This is a genomic window from Pseudomonas sp. SWRI154 (assembly GCF_014268645.1).
Lineage (GTDB): Bacteria > Pseudomonadota > Gammaproteobacteria > Pseudomonadales > Pseudomonadaceae > Aquipseudomonas > Aquipseudomonas marvdashtae.
The window spans coordinates 16,190-31,873 of sequence record NZ_JABWQW010000036.1; the positions used below are offsets into that span (position 1 = coordinate 16,190).

15 protein-coding genes, 1 tRNA gene and 1 pseudogene are annotated in these 15,684 nt (G+C 59.8%); 13 read left to right on the forward strand and 4 right to left on the reverse strand.

Features of this window, described 5'->3' with window-relative positions:
• Positions 1-118: 118 nt before the first annotated feature.
• From uca to HU806_RS23850, 7 genes and pseudogenes are all read left to right on the forward strand, one after another.
• A complete protein-coding gene (gene uca, locus HU806_RS23820; protein ID WP_186615041.1) occupies positions 119-3,688 on the forward strand; it encodes an urea carboxylase in 3,570 nt (1,189 codons plus the stop codon).
• Positions 3,689-3,710: 22 nt separating this feature from the next.
• Complete coding sequence (atzF, locus tag HU806_RS23825) at positions 3,711-5,486, forward strand: allophanate hydrolase (RefSeq protein ID WP_186615043.1); 1,776 nt, start codon at positions 3,711-3,713, stop codon at positions 5,484-5,486.
• A 252-nt stretch (positions 5,487-5,738) separates the two neighbouring features.
• Positions 5,739-6,356: pseudogene (locus tag HU806_RS23830) on the forward strand (GGDEF domain-containing protein); the annotation flags it as partial.
• A complete protein-coding gene (locus HU806_RS23835) occupies positions 6,349-6,567 on the forward strand; it encodes a cysteine-rich CWC family protein (protein WP_186615047.1) in 219 nt (72 codons plus the stop codon). The pseudogene HU806_RS23830 and the gene HU806_RS23835, both read left to right, overlap by 8 nt.
• Positions 6,568-6,602: 35 nt before the next feature.
• Entirely contained in the window at positions 6,603-7,295 is a 693-nt protein-coding gene (locus HU806_RS23840; RefSeq protein WP_186615049.1) for a pseudouridine synthase, read from the forward strand.
• Positions 7,296-7,603: 308 nt separating this feature from the next.
• Complete coding sequence (locus HU806_RS23845; RefSeq protein ID WP_186615051.1) at positions 7,604-8,488, forward strand: alpha/beta fold hydrolase; 885 nt, start codon at positions 7,604-7,606, stop codon at positions 8,486-8,488.
• A 148-nt stretch (positions 8,489-8,636) separates the two neighbouring features.
• Positions 8,637-8,710 (forward strand) — tRNA-Gly (locus tag HU806_RS23850).
• A 250-nt stretch (positions 8,711-8,960) separates the two neighbouring features.
• Here HU806_RS23850 and HU806_RS23855 read toward each other — a convergent pair.
• On the reverse strand, positions 8,961-9,437 hold the full coding sequence (locus HU806_RS23855) for an Lrp/AsnC family transcriptional regulator (protein ID WP_186615053.1): 477 nt from the start codon (positions 9,435-9,437) through the stop codon (positions 8,961-8,963).
• Between the two features lie 143 nt (positions 9,438-9,580).
• Between HU806_RS23855 and HU806_RS23860 the strand changes: the two genes are divergently transcribed.
• The 4 genes from HU806_RS23860 (at position 9,581) to HU806_RS23875 (ending at position 11,440) form a co-directional block, all read left to right on the forward strand.
• Positions 9,581-10,210, forward strand: coding sequence for a LysE family translocator (locus HU806_RS23860; protein ID WP_186615055.1), 630 nt, complete (start codon positions 9,581-9,583; stop codon positions 10,208-10,210).
• 185 nt (positions 10,211-10,395) lie between these two features.
• Entirely contained in the window at positions 10,396-10,698 is a 303-nt protein-coding gene (locus HU806_RS23865; RefSeq protein WP_186615057.1) for a type II toxin-antitoxin system HigB family toxin, read from the forward strand.
• Positions 10,698-11,057 (forward strand): helix-turn-helix domain-containing protein, encoded by a 360-nt coding sequence (locus HU806_RS23870; protein WP_186615122.1) that lies wholly within the window; start codon positions 10,698-10,700, stop codon positions 11,055-11,057. The genes HU806_RS23865 and HU806_RS23870 overlap by 1 nt, the downstream gene beginning before the upstream one ends.
• A gap of 152 nt (positions 11,058-11,209) precedes the next feature.
• Complete coding sequence (locus HU806_RS23875; protein WP_346657191.1) at positions 11,210-11,440, forward strand: type II toxin-antitoxin system HicB family antitoxin; 231 nt, start codon at positions 11,210-11,212, stop codon at positions 11,438-11,440.
• A 69-nt stretch (positions 11,441-11,509) separates the two neighbouring features.
• Here HU806_RS23875 and HU806_RS23880 read toward each other — a convergent pair whose 3' ends face one another.
• Positions 11,510-11,656 (reverse strand): hypothetical protein, encoded by a 147-nt coding sequence (locus HU806_RS23880; protein ID WP_186615059.1) that lies wholly within the window; start codon positions 11,654-11,656, stop codon positions 11,510-11,512.
• Positions 11,657-11,833: 177 nt separating this feature from the next.
• Between HU806_RS23880 and HU806_RS23885 the strand changes: the two genes are divergently transcribed.
• Positions 11,834-12,238, forward strand: coding sequence for a low affinity iron permease family protein (locus HU806_RS23885; RefSeq protein ID WP_186615061.1), 405 nt, complete (start codon positions 11,834-11,836; stop codon positions 12,236-12,238).
• A 48-nt stretch (positions 12,239-12,286) separates the two neighbouring features.
• Here the strand turns inward: HU806_RS23885 and HU806_RS23890 are convergent, their stop codons facing one another.
• Positions 12,287-13,195, reverse strand: a complete 909-nt coding sequence (locus tag HU806_RS23890) for an SDR family oxidoreductase (RefSeq protein ID WP_186615063.1) — start codon at positions 13,193-13,195, stop codon at positions 12,287-12,289.
• Between the two features lie 79 nt (positions 13,196-13,274).
• Positions 13,275-13,778 (reverse strand): DUF4142 domain-containing protein, encoded by a 504-nt coding sequence (locus HU806_RS23895; protein WP_186615065.1) that lies wholly within the window; start codon positions 13,776-13,778, stop codon positions 13,275-13,277.
• 662 nt (positions 13,779-14,440) lie between these two features.
• On the opposite strand from HU806_RS23895, the gene HU806_RS23900 reads away from it, so the two are divergent.
• The gene (locus HU806_RS23900; protein WP_186615067.1) at positions 14,441-15,676 is read left to right on the forward strand and encodes an aminotransferase class I/II-fold pyridoxal phosphate-dependent enzyme; all 1,236 of its coding nucleotides are present in this window, start codon (positions 14,441-14,443) and stop codon (positions 15,674-15,676) included.
• Positions 15,677-15,684 lie beyond the last annotated feature (8 nt).

The following is a 15,684-nucleotide window of genomic DNA, read 5'->3' on the forward strand; positions in this document are numbered from 1 at the left end:
TTCCTATCGGGCAGGTGTTTGAAGGCTTCGCCGCCGGGGACGACCTCGACGGCCATCGAAAACTGCGGGACGGCCCGCCTCCCAGTTCAGGCAGCACGCATGCCTGAGGGGTCATGCCATGTTCGAAAAAATCCTCATTGCCAACCGTGGCGCCATCGCCTGTCGCATCCTGCGGACTTTGCACGAGCTGGCGGTCGAAGGTGTCGCGGTGTATTCCCAGGCCGATGCCGCCAGCCTGCACATTCTGCAAGCCGATCAAGCGCACTGCCTGGGCGAGGGCGCGGCGGCTGGCACTTACCTGGCGGTGGAAAAACTCTTGGCGATCGCCAAAAGCAGCGGCGCGACGGCGATTCATCCCGGCTATGGTTTTCTCTCGGAAAACGCCGCCTTCGCCGAGGCTTGCGAGGCCGCCGACATTGCCTTCATCGGCCCAACGCCAGAGCAGCTGCGGGTGTTCGGTCTCAAGCACACCGCACGCGACCTGGCCCGGCAACACGGCGTGCCGCTGCTTGAAGGCACCGAACTACTCGACAGCCTCGACGATGCGCTGCTGGCCGGCACTCGGGTCGGCTACCCGGTGATGCTCAAGAGCACGGCGGGCGGTGGCGGCATCGGCATGCGCGTGTGTCGCAGCGCCGCCGAACTGAGTGAGTCGTTTGAGGCGGTCAAGCGCCTCGGGCAGAACAACTTCAGCGATGCCGGCGTGTTCATCGAGAAATACATCGAACGCGCGCGGCACCTGGAGGTGCAGGTGTTCGGCGACGGCCAGGGCCAAGTGATCGCGCTCGGCGTGCGCGATTGCTCGGTGCAACGGCGCAACCAGAAAGTCATTGAAGAGACCCCGGCACCGAATCTGCCCGAGGGCATGGCCGATGCGCTCTGCGCGGCGGCGATCAAACTGGCCCAGGCTGTGAACTACCGCAGCGCCGGCACCGTGGAGTTCGTGTTCGACAGCGACGCCGGGCGCTTTTATTTCCTGGAGGTGAACACTCGTTTGCAAGTGGAGCACGGCGTCACCGAACAAGTGTGGGGCATCGACCTGGTGCGCTGGATGGTGCAACTGGCCGCCGGTGACCTGCCGCCGCTGAATGAGCTGAGCCAGGGTTTGAAAGCCGAGGGCCATGCGATTCAAGCGCGCGTATACGCCGAGGATCCCGGCAGAGATTTCCAACCGAGCCCAGGCTTGCTGACCGCCGTGCAATTTCCCGAAGCCGACGGCAAGCATTTGCGCATCGACACTTGGGTCGAGGCCGGATGCCAGATCCCACCCTACTTCGACCCGATGATCGCCAAGGTCATCCGTTGGGCGCCGACCCGCGAGCAAGCGCGCCTGGGCTTGCACCAGGCCCTGGAGCAAAGCTTGTTGTATGGCGTGGAAACCAACCGCGTCTATTTGCAACAGATCCTGGTCGATGCGCCCTTCGCCAGCGGCCAGCCATGGACGCGGTGCCTGGAAGCGCTGGTCTATCGCGCCAACACCCTCGAGGTGCTCAGCCCCGGCACCCAGACCAGTGTGCAGGACTACCCCGGCCGCCTCGGTTATTGGGCGGTGGGCGTGCCGCCGTCAGGGCCGATGGACAGCCGCTCGCTGCGCCAAGGCAATCGCCTGTTGGGCAATGATGAAGGCGCCGCGGCGCTGGAAATCACCATGAGCGGGCCGCTGCTGCGCTTCAACTGCGACGCTCGAGTGGCCGTGACCGGCGCGCCGATTGCACTGAGGCTCGATGGCGATACCGTTCCAATGAACACGCCGCTGTCGATCCAGGCCGGTTCCACCCTCTCCATCGGCACGATATCCGGTGCCGGCGCGCGCAGTTACCTGTGCCTGCAGGGCGGCGTGCAAGTGCCGGATTACCTGGGCAGCAAAAGCACCTTCACCCTCGGCCAGTTCGGCGGCCACGGCGGGCGGGCGTTGTGCACCGGTGACGTGTTGCACCTGGCAGTGCTGGATCCGCAGGTGGTGGTATTGCCGCATCAGCACCAACCGCTCCTGGCGCTGCCTGACGTGCGGCAGATTCGGGTGATTTATGGCCCCCACGGCGCGCCGGAATATTTCACCGAGCGCTACATGCAGACCTTTTTCGACACGGCCTGGGAAGTGCATTTCAACTCCAGTCGCACCGGCGTGCGACTGATCGGCCCCAAGCCCGAATGGGTGCGTGCAGACGGCGGCGAAGCGGGGTTGCATCCTTCCAACATCCATGACAATCCCTACGCCATCGGCGCGGTGGATTTTACCGGCGACATGCCCGTCATCCTTGGCCCCGACGGCCCGAGCCTGGGCGGATTCGTCTGCCCGGTGACGGTGATCGAAGCGGATCTCTGGCAACTGGGGCAACTCAAGGCTGGGGACAAGGTGCGCTTTGTGCCGGTGGATTTATCGACCGCACGATCACTGGCCACACGGGCCACAGGTTCTGTGGATACACAAACACTGATCTCGCCTGTCGTGCTGAACATCGGCCAGGACGACACCCAACTGGTCGCTCGCCTCTCGGGCGACACTCACCTGCTGCTGGAAATCGGCGCCCCCCAGCTGGACCTGGTGCTGCGCTTTCGCGCCCACGCCCTGATGCAGGCGCTGGAACAAAAACAGCTGCACGGCGTGATCGACCTGACGCCGGGCATTCGCTCGCTGCAAGTGCACTACCAACCCGAGCAACTGCCCCTGGCCGAGTTGCTGGCGATCGTCGCTGGCGAATGGGATGCGGTGTGTGCCGCGCAAGACCTGCAAGTGCCGTCACGCATCGTCCATCTGCCGCTGTCCTGGGACGATCCGGCCTGCCAGCTGGCCATCGAAAAATACATGACCACGGTGCGCAAGGACGCTCCCTGGTGCCCAAGCAACCTGGAGTTCATCCGTCGCATCAACGACCTGCCCAACCTCGACGAAGTGCAGCGCACGGTGTTCGACGCCAGTTACCTGGTGATGGGCCTGGGTGACGTCTACCTCGGCGCGCCAGTTGCCACGCCGCAGGACCCGCGGCATCGGCTGGTGACCACCAAGTACAACCCGGCCCGCACCTGGACCGCCGAGAACTCGGTGGGCATCGGTGGTGCCTATATGTGTGTGTACGGCATGGAAGGCCCGGGCGGTTATCAGTTTGTCGGGCGCACCCTGCAGATGTGGAACCGTTATCGGGACGTCGCCGCGTTCGACGGCAAACCCTGGCTGTTGCGATTCTTCGACCAGATCCGTTTTTTCCCGGTCAGTGCCGATGAATTGTTGCGCATCCGCCGCGATTTCCCCCTGGGCCGCTTCGACCTGAACATCGAACACAGCCAGCTCAACCTCGCTGATTATCAGCGCTTCCTGGCAGCGGAAGCGGACAGCATCGCCGCGTTCCGCCAGCAGCAACAAGGCGCCTTCAATGCCGAGCGCGAGCGCTGGATCGCCAGCGGCCAGGCGCACTTCGACAGCGAAGAACCAGCCATCGCGCCGAGCGAAGATTCGCCGCTGAGCGCACTGCAATTGAGTGTCGACAGCCACATCGCCGGCAATCTCTGGCAGGTCCAGGTGGAGGTGGGCGCGCACGTCGCCGCCGGGGATGTGCTGGTGATTCTGGAGTCAATGAAAATGGAAATCCCGCTGCTCGCGCCTGTGGCCGGGGTGGTGTGCGAGGTGCGCGTCCAGCCAGGCTCGGCGGTGCGCGCCGGGCAACGCGTGGTGGTGCTGGAACGTGACTGAACTCAATCAAGGAATCAACGCCATGAACCTTTCTCTTCGCCTGGACGACCTGCGCAACATTTACCGCAGCGGTGAGTTGACGCCGCGCCAATTGCTGCAGGCGCTGCGGGAAAAAGCCACTGCCCTGAACCCCGACTATCACCTGTTTATCCATTTGCTGTCGCTTGAAGAACTGGAGCCTTACCTGGCCGGTCTGGAAAACCGCGACCTGGAAAGCCTGCCGCTGTATGGCGTGCCGTTCGCCATCAAGGACAACATCGACCTGGCCGGCATTCCGACGACCGCCGCGTGCCCGGCATTCGCCTACGTGCCGCAACGTTCGGCGACCATTGTCGAGCAGCTCCTGGCGCTGGGCGCGATCCCCCTGGGCAAGACCAACCTCGACCAGTTCGCCACCGGCCTCAACGGTACCCGCACGCCCTACGGCGCTTGCCGCAACAGCGTGTTGCGCGATTATCCGTCGGGTGGTTCGAGTGCCGGTTCGCCGCTGGCGGTGGCCCTCGGCGTGGCGAGCTTTGCCTTGGGCACCGATACCGCGGGGTCAGGCCGGGTGCCGGCGGCGCTGAACAATCTGGTGGGGTTGAAAGCCACCAAAGGCCTGATCTCCACCGCTGGAGTAGTGCCGGCTTGCCGTACGTTGGACTGCGTGACGACATTCACCGCCACGGCGCGCGAAGCCAGCCAACTGTTGGCGCTGACGGCCCGCCTCGACGTGCGCGATGAATACAGTCGCAGCAACCCACAGTGGAACGACGGCTCGGCGTTCGGTGCGCCACGACGCTTTCGCTTTGGCGTGCCTCGTCGACAAGACCTCGAATTTTTCGGCTGCGACGAAGGCCCAAAGTTGTTCAGCGACGCCATCGAGCGACTCGAACGCATCGGCGGCGAGGCGGTCGAGCTGGACTTGTCGCCCTTCCTGGAGGCCGCTCGCCTGCTCTATGAAGGGCCGTGGGTGGCGGAGCGCTACAGCGTTGCCGGGGAATTGATGGAGCGCGAACCTGACGCCGTGTTGCCGGTGATCCGCACTGTATTGGCGAAAGCGCCTACGGTGAACGGCGTACAAACCTTCCGCGCCCAGTACCGTTTGCAGGCACTCAAGGCGCAATGCGACCGTGTGATGGACGCGTTTGATTGTGTGCTGACGCCGACCATCGGGCGTCCGGTGACCCTCGCCGAATTGGCCGCCGAGCCGGTCCTGCGCAACTCGGAACTGGGTTATTACACCAACTTCATGAACCTGCTGGACTACGCCGCCGTCGCCGTTCCCAGTGCGTTCATGGCCAACGGTCTGCCTTGGGGCGTGACGCTGTTCGGCCGGGCCTTCACCGATCAATACCTGCTGGGCGTCGCCGATGCCTTGCAACGCCAGCAAGACCCGGACCTGCCCACGCCTGCCAACGTGGCGCGCCACGACCGGGCCCGGCTGGTGGTGTGCGGCGCACATCTGGATGGGCTGGCATTGAACTGGCAGCTCAAGCAACGCGGCGCGCGCTTGGTCGAAGCCACCCACAGCTCACCGGACTATCGCCTCTATGCGTTGGCCGGTGGACCGCCATTGCGCCCGGGCATGTTGCGGGTCAGCGATGGCGGCGTCGCGATTGAAGTGGAGGTCTGGGAACTGCCGAGCCATGAGTTGGGCTCGTTCTTGACCGGCATCCCCGCGCCGCTGGGGCTAGGCAAGGTTCAACTGGCCGACGGTCGCTGGGAAAGCGGGTTCATCTGCGAACCCTACGGCCTGGACGGTGCACAGGACATCAGTCATTTGGGCGGATGGCGGGGTTACCTGCGTAGCCTGTAATCGCGCAGCCCCCGGTGGTGAGGGACTTGCTCCCTCGCCACAGCTTCACAAACTACAAATCCAGGCACGTTTTCCCACAAGGCCACTAAACTGATTCCATCGGGTCACTCCAAGGGAATCGCCATGTCGCTTCGTTCGCCGTTGTATTCCCCCCGCTCGCCAATGCTGGTACTGGCTATTTTGTTGAGTGCCGGCTTCCTGGTGACCTCGCTGCTGGGGTATTACGCCGCCAGCACCTTGCTGCGGGACACAATACTCAAGGCGTTGTACCTCAATCTGTTGATCGGCCTCCTAGTGACGGTGGCCGTACTTGCTCTGCTTTATCGGCTGGTGGTCAGCTATCAACGTCGGATCGATGCCCAAGCCATTCTTGACGGCCTGACCGAACTGCCCAATCGCCGCGGCTTCGACCTGCTGGCGGTGCAGGCGCTGCACGAAGCCCAACGCGAACCCAAGCCGTTGAGCGCGCTGCTGCTGGAAGTGGACAATTTCAAGCAACTGGATTCCATCCATGGCCATATCGCCAGCGATCAGTTGTTGAGCGGATTCGCCCGGGACTTGACCGATAACGTGCGGCATTCGGACATTGTGTGTCGCTGGAGCGCCGACGCTTTCGCCTTGCTGCTCAAGGACACCGATGGACAGAATGGTCTGAAGATCGCCGAGAAAATTCGCCAGCGCATTGAGCAACAGCGCTACTTTTGCAGCGGAAAACAATTGCGCGTCACCATCAGCATCGGCCTGACCACCTTGCAGGACGAAGACACCTTGCACAGCCTGCTGTCCCGGGCCGATCATGCGCTGCAACGCGCCCGACAAACCGGCAGCAACAGAACCTGCGTGGAAATGCCTCATTCGAGTTATGAATAAACCTGACCTCTGCCCCGCCTGCGGCGCCGCCAACGACTGCACCCTGGCCAACCCGAAAACCGCCGACCGCGCCTGCTGGTGCTATGGCGTGAGTATCGACCCGGCTGTGCTCGAGGCCCTGCCGGCGCAATTGCGCGATAAATCCTGCCTGTGCCCGCAATGCGCCCAAGTGAACGACCAGTTGCGCGCCAAGCCCCAGCCGTTCGCGTAAGATGCCCGCCCTTCGTCTCCTTGCCCGAATTGCCCATGCGCGTTGACCGCTTCCTCAGTAATCTGCCGCGTTTCAATCGCCAACAGGTCCGACTGCTATTGGTGGAACGTCGAGTGCGAATCGATGGCCAGACCGTCAACGATCCACACGCGCAAGTGCGCGAATTCAGCCTAGTCGAAGTAGACGGTGAGGTGCTGCAGGCAGGCCGAATGGCGCGGTACTTCATGCTGCACAAACCGCAAGGCTGCGTCAGTGCCACGCGCGACCCGCAACATCGCACCGTACTCGACTTGCTCGACGAACCGGACAAGACCGACCTGCACATCGCCGGCCGCCTGGATTTCAACACCACGGGACTGATGCTGATCACCAATGACGGCAGTTGGTCGCGGCGCCTGACCCAGCCGCAGACCAAGCTGCCCAAGGTCTACTACGTCGAGACCGAACAAACCATCACTGCCGAATACGCCGCCACGTTCGCCCAAGGCCTGTACTTCGCTTTCGAAGACCTCACCACTCAACCGGCGGAGCTGACGTTGCTCGGGCCGACTTCAGCGCGATTGAGCATCGTTGAAGGACGCTATCACCAGGTCAAGCGCATGTTCGGGCACTTCAATAACAAGGTGTTGTGCCTGCACCGCGAGCGCATGGGACCGCTGGTGCTGGACGTCGATCTGGAACCGGGCCGATACCGCGCCCTGAGCCCCGATGAAATCCACCTGATCTGAGCCAATGACCGCTGGGCAGAAGTGTCGAACATTTTTCAAAGAGCACTTGCGCAACGGTCGACCCCCTGCTTGAATCAGACCGTCGGCCGAAATGTGACCGACTGGTCACCTCATACCTCTAAGAAACTTTTTGCCGGCTGGAACCCTCAGGTTCCGCCATATCCACCGGCAAACTGCCCGCCATAACAATACCCGTCGACCGGCTTTCCTGGATCGACATGGGCCTTATCTTCCAGGCGTATGCCTACCTGTCACATTGCCCGTGCAATCTCATTGCGCGCATACCCGCTTGCCAGGAGTCTTATGACATGAGGCCAGAAATCGCTGTGCTGGATATACAGGGTCAGTATCGGGTTTACACGGAGTTCTATCGCGCAGACGCCGCACAAAAGACCATCATCCTGGTCAACGGCTCGATGGCCACCACCGCGTCGTTTGCACAGACCGCCAAAAACCTCTATCCGCAATTCAACGTCGTGCTGTACGACCAGCCCTACGCGGGCAAGTCCAAGCCCCACAACCGCCACGAGCAAATGCTGACGAAGGAAATCGAAGGACAGATCCTGCTGGAACTGATCGACCACTTCGCTGCCGAGCACGTATTGTCATTCTCGTGGGGCGGCGCCGCGGCACTTACCGCGCTGGCCCAGCGCCCGCGCCGCATCGAAAAAGCCGTGATCAGCTCGTTCTCACCGGTGCTCAATGCGCCAATGCGCGACTACCTCGAACGCGGCGTGGACTATCTGGGCAGCCTGGACGGCCACCGTGTGGGGCACTTGGTCAACAGCACCATCGGCAAACACCTGCCGCCGCTGTTCAAGCGCTTCAACTACCGCCACGTCAGCAACCTGGCCGAGCATGAATACGGGCAGATGCACTTTCACATCAATGACGTGCTCCACAGCGACCAGCAGTGCTACGTCAACGCGGCGGAAAAAATCAACGTGCCGGTGCTGTTCCTGAACGGCGAATGGGACGAGTACACCTCGGCCACCGACGCCAGACTCTTCGGCAACCACGTTCAGCACAGCACTTTCACCACGCTGCAAGCCACCGGGCACTTCCTGGACATGGAACACAAGGCCGCCTGCCGCGACAGTCGCGACGCCTTGCTGAGCTTCTTGAAACCGACCCATCATGAAAGCCGACCGCGCTACAGCTACGTGCAGGACTACCATGCGCTGGCCATCTGAAAAAAGTCCTCGCGAGCGGGCCTCAAGCATGGGGCTCGCTTGCGAAAGACCGCTCTGGTTGGAGGCTTGCGTAGGCGGATGACCTCACCGTCCGCAAAGAAAAACTTCAAATCCCAGGCGACATCTGGTACAAAGTCAGCCGCTCTGAGCGGGTGTCGTATAATGGCATTACTCCAGCTTCCCAAGCTGATAACGAGGGTTCGATTCCCTTCACCCGCTCCAATCGAATTCTGGTCCCGCGTCGTGTGGTTTTGACGGAGGATTAAAAAAACCGGCTCTTGGTGGCCGGTTTTTTTGGTCTGGGGTTTGTGGAGTTAGCGTCCCTGACGGTCGCGCAAGAGGATCAAACACCAGTCGCATAGTCCGTTTGGGAACACTATTTCCTATTTGTGCAGTTGTGGGTAGCGGGCGGCTCCCGCTTAGTTTGTAGGCAAAATCAGAGAATGGTGTGCGACAGAGAATTGTCAGTACTTCACCCTCCAGCCAAATGCCCCAACGGCAACGGCACCGGCGCTTTCACAGTGTTAATCGCGAAATTGCTGCGGATATCCCTGATCCCCGGCAGCTTCAGCAAATGCTCAGTGACAAATCGGTCATAGGCCCGCAGGTCCGGCACCACCACCTGCAGCAGGAAATCCGACTCGCCTGACACCAGGAACGCCGAAATCACTTCGGGCAGAGAGGTCACTGCTTGACGAAACGCCTCAGCTCGTTCGTCGGTATGCCGCTCGACCTTGACGCCGACGAAGATCGTCATCCCGAGGCCAACTTCATCACGGTCGAGGATGGCCTGGTAGCCGCGAATCACTCCGGCTTCCTCAAGCATCCGCACGCGGCGCAGGCACGGCGAGGGAGACAGGCCGATTTCTTCGGCCAGTTGCACGTTGCTCAGCCGACCGTCCCGTTGCAGTGCGGCGAGAATTTTGCGGTCGAAGGCGTCCAGTTTCATGAATTGGCATCTTCCGAGTGAAATATTCGAATACCTGGCAGGTTATGCCAATTTATTAAGCATTAGAAGCTGACTACGCAACCACCTGCCCTGCCCTTCGGCCATAGACTGGAACCACTAACTCATCGAATGTGGGGTTTGGGATGACAGGGCTCTGGTTGTTTTTCATGGCGTTGACGGTGGCGTACCTGCTACCCGGGCCGGACATGATTCTGCTGCTGCAAACCGGTGCCCGTCAGGGCAAGGCTGTGGCGCTGGCGACAGCGGTCGGCTTGGGGATTGCCCGGGCATGTCATGTCGCGCTCGCGGCGATGGGACTCTCGGTACTGTTCAAGACGGTACCCTGGACTTTTGATGTGGTGCGCCTGGCCGGGGCTGCTTATCTGGCCTGGATCGGGTTTCAGTGTTTGCGGACCACGTTGTTGCCAAGCTTTGAAGGCTCTGACGCTGAGGTCGGAAGGCGACAGTGGCACCAAGCGATACAGCGCGGCCTGCTGACCAACCTGCTCAATCCCAAGGCGCTGCTGTTTTGCTCAGTGTTGCTGCCGCAGTTCATCGACCCACAGGACGGGCCGGTGTTGGCGCAGTTTGTAACGTTGGGGGTGATATTGGTCTGCGTCGGTTTGTTGTTCGACGTGCTCTATGCCCTCGCTGGAGTAGCGCTCGGGCGCTGGCTTCAACGATCGCCTACGGCGCAGCGGGTGCAGCAGTGGTTGTTTGGTGGCCTGCTGATTGGGTTTGCGGTGCGGCTGACGTTTGTGCAGCAGTCGTAGAAGACGGGCTGCTTCGCCATCAAAACTGGCTATAGCCCCAACGGCCGTACTGGATCTGCCTAGCTTCCGGTTAGCGCACTAGCATGGGGTGCTAGGGGCCGAGCAGTTTTATTGCCTCTTCAGCTAAACCCAATTGCATCGTCAGCCCAGTCAGACTAGACTCCTCCCAAAACGGGAGGACGTAGGTGCGAATTATCGCGAGAGGAACCTTACGGGAGTTCTGGGAAAGCAATCCGGCTTACGCGGATTCCCAGACGCCACTGGTTGAATGGTATCGACACATGGAAAAAGCGACCTATCGGACGCCTCAAGAGATTAAGGCTGAACTGAGAACGGCCAGTATCCTCAAAGCAGCCAGGGTTGTATTCAACATTGGCGGCAATAAATACCGAGTAATTCTCGCAGTCGACTATCAGCGCCAGCTTGGTTTTGTAAGATTCGTCGGCACCCATGCCCAATACGACCAAATCAATGCGGAGACCGTATGATGAACATCAAACCCATTCGCAACCAAGATGATTTGAATGCAGCTTTTACGCGCATCGAACAGCTTTGGGGGGCAGAAGTCGGTTCGGCTAACGGCGATGAGCTAGAAATCCTTGCCTTGTTGATCGAAAAATACGAGGACGAGCACTACCCGATGCCCCCCTCTGATCCAATTGAAGCGATTAAATTCAGGATGGATCAACAAGGGCTGACTCCGCGCGACTTGGAACCGTACCTTGGTTCAAGCGGACGTGTGTCTGAAGTTCTGAACCGCAAACGCAAGCTAAGTCTGGCGATGATTAAACGCCTGCATGACGGACTGCGGATTCCTTACGAGAGTCTGTTGGCGGACGTTGCATAAACTTATGCAGACTCCACGACGGCTCCGTAGCAGCACTGCAGATCAAAAGAACCGGTCCAACGTGACCGGTTTTTTATGTCCTTCTTTTTTATGTCCTTCTCTCATTCAGCCCACAGCACCTCGCCACGCGTCACGCGACCTCACATCCGGAAATAAACCCGATCCGCCCCCCGCCGCCTTGTCCGAAATATGCCGGATGTATATGGGCGCTGGTGGATATCGATGTGACCAAATACCTGGGCAAGGCACAGAAGCTCAACATTACGTTGCCCGGCTACCTGCTCAATCGTATTGACGAATATGTGTTGCACCATCCTGAAGAGAAGAGCCGCTCCGGCTTCCTTGCTTCGGCAGCGCTGAAGGTGTTGCAGCAGGGCCGCTAAGAAACAGCCACAACCTGGGGGCAAGCTTGTTCCCCCAGGTTTTCCGTAGCCAAGCTTGGGCTATGCCATCTATTTGTTTTCCGATTTGGACTCCTGCATCTGCACCGACGACTTGGTGCCGTCGGTGTTGTCCTTGGTCTCGTTGTCGGAGTTGTCGAAACAGCCTTGCAGGGCGAACAAGCAGCAGGCGAGGCAAAAAGTGCGAGTGAGATTCATGGCGTACTCCATAGATTAAGGCTTTAAAGAGTGACCCTTGGATGGAGCAGATGGTTGCGACAGTCTTGATCCTGGATGATGAATACCGACAGACGTTTCAGATTGAAATGTAAGTAGAATTTTCGCCGCCTCGTTGCTGTCACACCAGACAGGTGCATCCAATAAGGAAACACGGCAATGACGTTTGCAAAAATTGCTCAAAAACTTTCCCTCTGGGCGGGGAGTCCCAAGACCTTTCTGGGAGCCATCGTGTTATTGGCGCTCTGGGCTGCCAGCGGACCGTTCTTCGGTTTCAACGACACTTGGCAATTGATCATCAATACCTCGACCACGATCATCACCTTCCTGATGGTGTTCCTCATCCAGAACACGCAAAACCGCGATACCGATATCCTGCATTTGAAAGTCGACGAATTGCTGCGCGCCAGCAAAAGCGCACAAAACGCCATGCTTGGGCTCGAATCGCTGGATCTCAAGCAGCTAGAGGCACTCAGAAAGCACTATCAGGCCATGGGAGAGGGTGAGGCCAAGCACCTCGACGGGGTGGAAGAAAAAAACAAGGTTGATCTGAACCAGTGCTGACCGGCATTGCATGGGCGTCGCTCGCCCATGCAATGGTTGCTCAAACGATCAGGGCAACGGGTTACCCCCCGTAACGCCAAACACTTCCCCGGTGATATAACTCGATTCCTGCGAGGCGAGCAGTACATAGAGCGGCGCGCATTCCGCAGGCTGTCCCGGACGTTTCATCGGTACCTGGGAGCCAAACGTAGGAATCTTCTCGCGAGGTTGTCCGCCGCTGGGTTGCAACACGGTCCAGATCGGGCCTGGTGCGACGGCGTTGACCCGAATTCCCTTGCTGATGACTTGTCCGGCCAGCGCCTTGGTGAATGCGACGATAGCCGCTTTGGTGGTGGCGTAATCCAGCAGCGTCGCGGACGGATCGTAGGATTGGATCGACGCGGTATTGATAATAGTCGCCCCGGCTGGCATCAGCGGCACCGCAGCCTTGCAGATCCAGAACATCGCATAGATGTTGGTTTTCATGGTGTCGTCAAATTGCGCGGTGGTGATGTCGGCAATGTCTTTTTGCGCCTCCTGCTTGCCGGCGACATTCACCACGATATCCAGCCCATCAAGTTGCTGTTGCGCCATTTTTACCAGCTGCACGCAGAACGCTTCATCCTTGAGATCGCCAGGAATCGCGATGGCCTTGCGGCCTTCAGCCTTGATGAGCTCAATGACTTGCTGAGCGTCGCGCTCTTCGCTAGGTAGATAATTGATCGCTACATCGGCGCCTTCTCGGGCATAGGCGATAGCCGCTGCGCGACCGATACCCGAGTCGCCTCCCGTGATCAGCGCCTTGCGACCTTCCAGGCGACCGAAGCCTTGATAAGTTTTTTCGCCATGATCGGGTTGCGGCTCCATGTCCTGGTCGATGCCCGGCGGCGACTGCGGCTGGTCGGGAAATTCCGGACGAGGGTATTGGGTCAATGGATTCTGCATCGCGTATTGGTTGGGTTCTCGGCGTGTAGACATCGAGGTTCTCCTTTTCTGCGGGCAAAACAAGCCGGGACGCGGGCGCCCCGGTCCGGTACGTAAAAGCAGGAGCAGCGGATCAGCGACTGGCCTGCAGCGCCCTGGCCATTTCGAGATGGGTCTGTAGCTTGGGCAGGGTTTCGTCAGCGAATGCCTTGATTTCCGGCACTTCGGTGGTCTGGGCCTGCTGCTGGATCTGCTCGATGGCTTCCTCAGTGGCCTTGACCTGACTGGCGGCATAAGCCGCTTCGAACGACTCGCCCTCGGCCACTTTGGGCATGAGGGCCTTGGCCTTGTCAGCTACCTCTTCTCTTGGGGCAACAGGCAAATCGAGTTTCTTGGCGATTTTCGCCAGGTGTTGATTCGCGGTGGTGCGGTCGTTGATCACCATGATGGTGTAATCCTTGACCTCACGTGATTCGGCTTTTGAATGCGCCTCGCGGCTGGCTTCGATGTCAGCCATGCCTTTGGCGGATGCGTCGTTGATGAATTCGGCTGGCGATTGGGCCCAGGCGCTGCTGGCACCCAGGCCCATCAGCACGACAACGCTGGTGGTGCGTAAAAAGGTGGCCATCCGGCTCATGGTCGCGCCCTCCTCTGATAAGAAAATTTCGACGGAATTTGCCCGCCGCTGAATCAGAACCACCGGTAGACAATCAGCGAGACGTCCGACCCGGATGGCGGCCGATTTCGCCTTTCGCCGGGTGTCTGTCGACGCTCCTGATGGTGGTTCTCCCACTTTTGCGACCTGCTTCAGACACCTTCGTTCGATCATGAGCGATGTTTCCCGGATAAATGTTGCTCGACCCTCGCATGGTCCAGCCCTCCGTATTCATGAATAAGGGGGCATGCTTACCCCGTACTTCATTCGAAACGATCAAAGACCCAAGGTTTGGGAAAAACGCTGGCGCCACGACGAACGGTGGGCGTGAAACCGAACACCAGGCCGGTCCCCAGCCGCGCCGCATCGGCAAGCAACTCTCAGATTCGTTATGCAGTGGGTTGCCCGTGCACCGGAACAAGCAAGCCCAACAGATACAGGGTCAAGACGCAGCTCCGACGCTGTAAATGGATTTCCCGTCCAAGCCCTTAGGCAAGGTCCTACATAGAATTCTCCGGTAACACTCAAGCACACCGGAAACGGCCGATTCAAAGCCCTACCCGCCAATCTGTAAAGTCTGGAAACACACAGATGTTGAAACGCCCCTACGGACAGCATGCTTAACCAAGGAATGTAGTTAACCCATGAATCAGACTTCGCAACCGACTCATCACTTCAGCAACTATCGCAAAATCGTTTCCCTGGCAGATCAGGATTGGCAATGCGCCGAAACCGCAAAAGTCGCAGGGCTGAATGTCGAGGTCAAGACGCCCAATGTTCTCGTCGACCAATACGGCCGCACCCTGCAACACTTTTGCACGACGTCCTACCTGGGCCTGGATTACCACCCTGCCCTGCTGGATGGCGCTATGACCATGCTGTGGGAAACCGGGACCCTGCGCATCGCCAATTCGAGAAATCGCTGCCGGCTGGCGATCCTGGACCAATACGAAATCCAACTGTCGGAATTGTTTGGTGCCAGTTGCCTCAGTGCGCTGTCCTGCAGCGCGGCGAGCGCGGGGATCCTGCCGCTGCTGGCCAGCGGCGCGCTGACAGGCAACCGTCCGCCGGTGATGGTGTTCGACAAGCAGGCCCATTACTCGATGAACCACATCAAGGCCGCGTGCGCCGACGAAACCCAAGTCCTCACCTGCCCGCACAACGACATGGATTTTCTCGAAGACGTGTGCAAACGCCAGGGCAACGTAGCCTACGTGGCCGACAGCGCCTATAGCATGGGCGGCATGGCGGACCTGGACAGCTTGCTGTATCTCAAGCAACGCTATGACCTGTTTCTTTATGTGGACGATTCCCACGCGCTGTCCGCTGTAGGGAAATCCGGCATTGGCCTGATGCGCTCGCGGGTGCACACGGTGGATGAGCGCACCTTGATCGTCGCCTCGCTGGCCAAGTCATTCGGCGCCAGCGGCGGGCTGGCCATGTTCGGCAATGAACGGCACAAGACGCTGGTGCAGCGTTACGGCGGTCCCAGCAACTGGTCGCAAAGCCTGAATTCGGCGGCGATCGGCGCCGGCATGGCCTCGATCCGTTTGCATCGCAGCCGCGAATTCCAGACCTTGCAGGAGCGTTTGCAGGCTAATATCCGCTTCTTCGACAGCCTCATCCGAACCGAACAGTACGCCAGCCCCATGGCAATCCGCCTGGTGAACTGCGGCGAGGCGACCATGGCCACCCGCCTGGCGGTCGAACTGGCCGACCTGGGGTATTTCACTTCAGCGGTTTTTTTCCCCGTGGTACCGCAAGACAAGGCCGCAATCCGCATCACCCTGCGTGCCGACATGGAAGCGGACGTGATTCGTTCGTTCTGCGAACGGGTCATTGACCTGCTGCTGGCCCACGGGCGTGACATTCGCCCTTGAAACGAGCC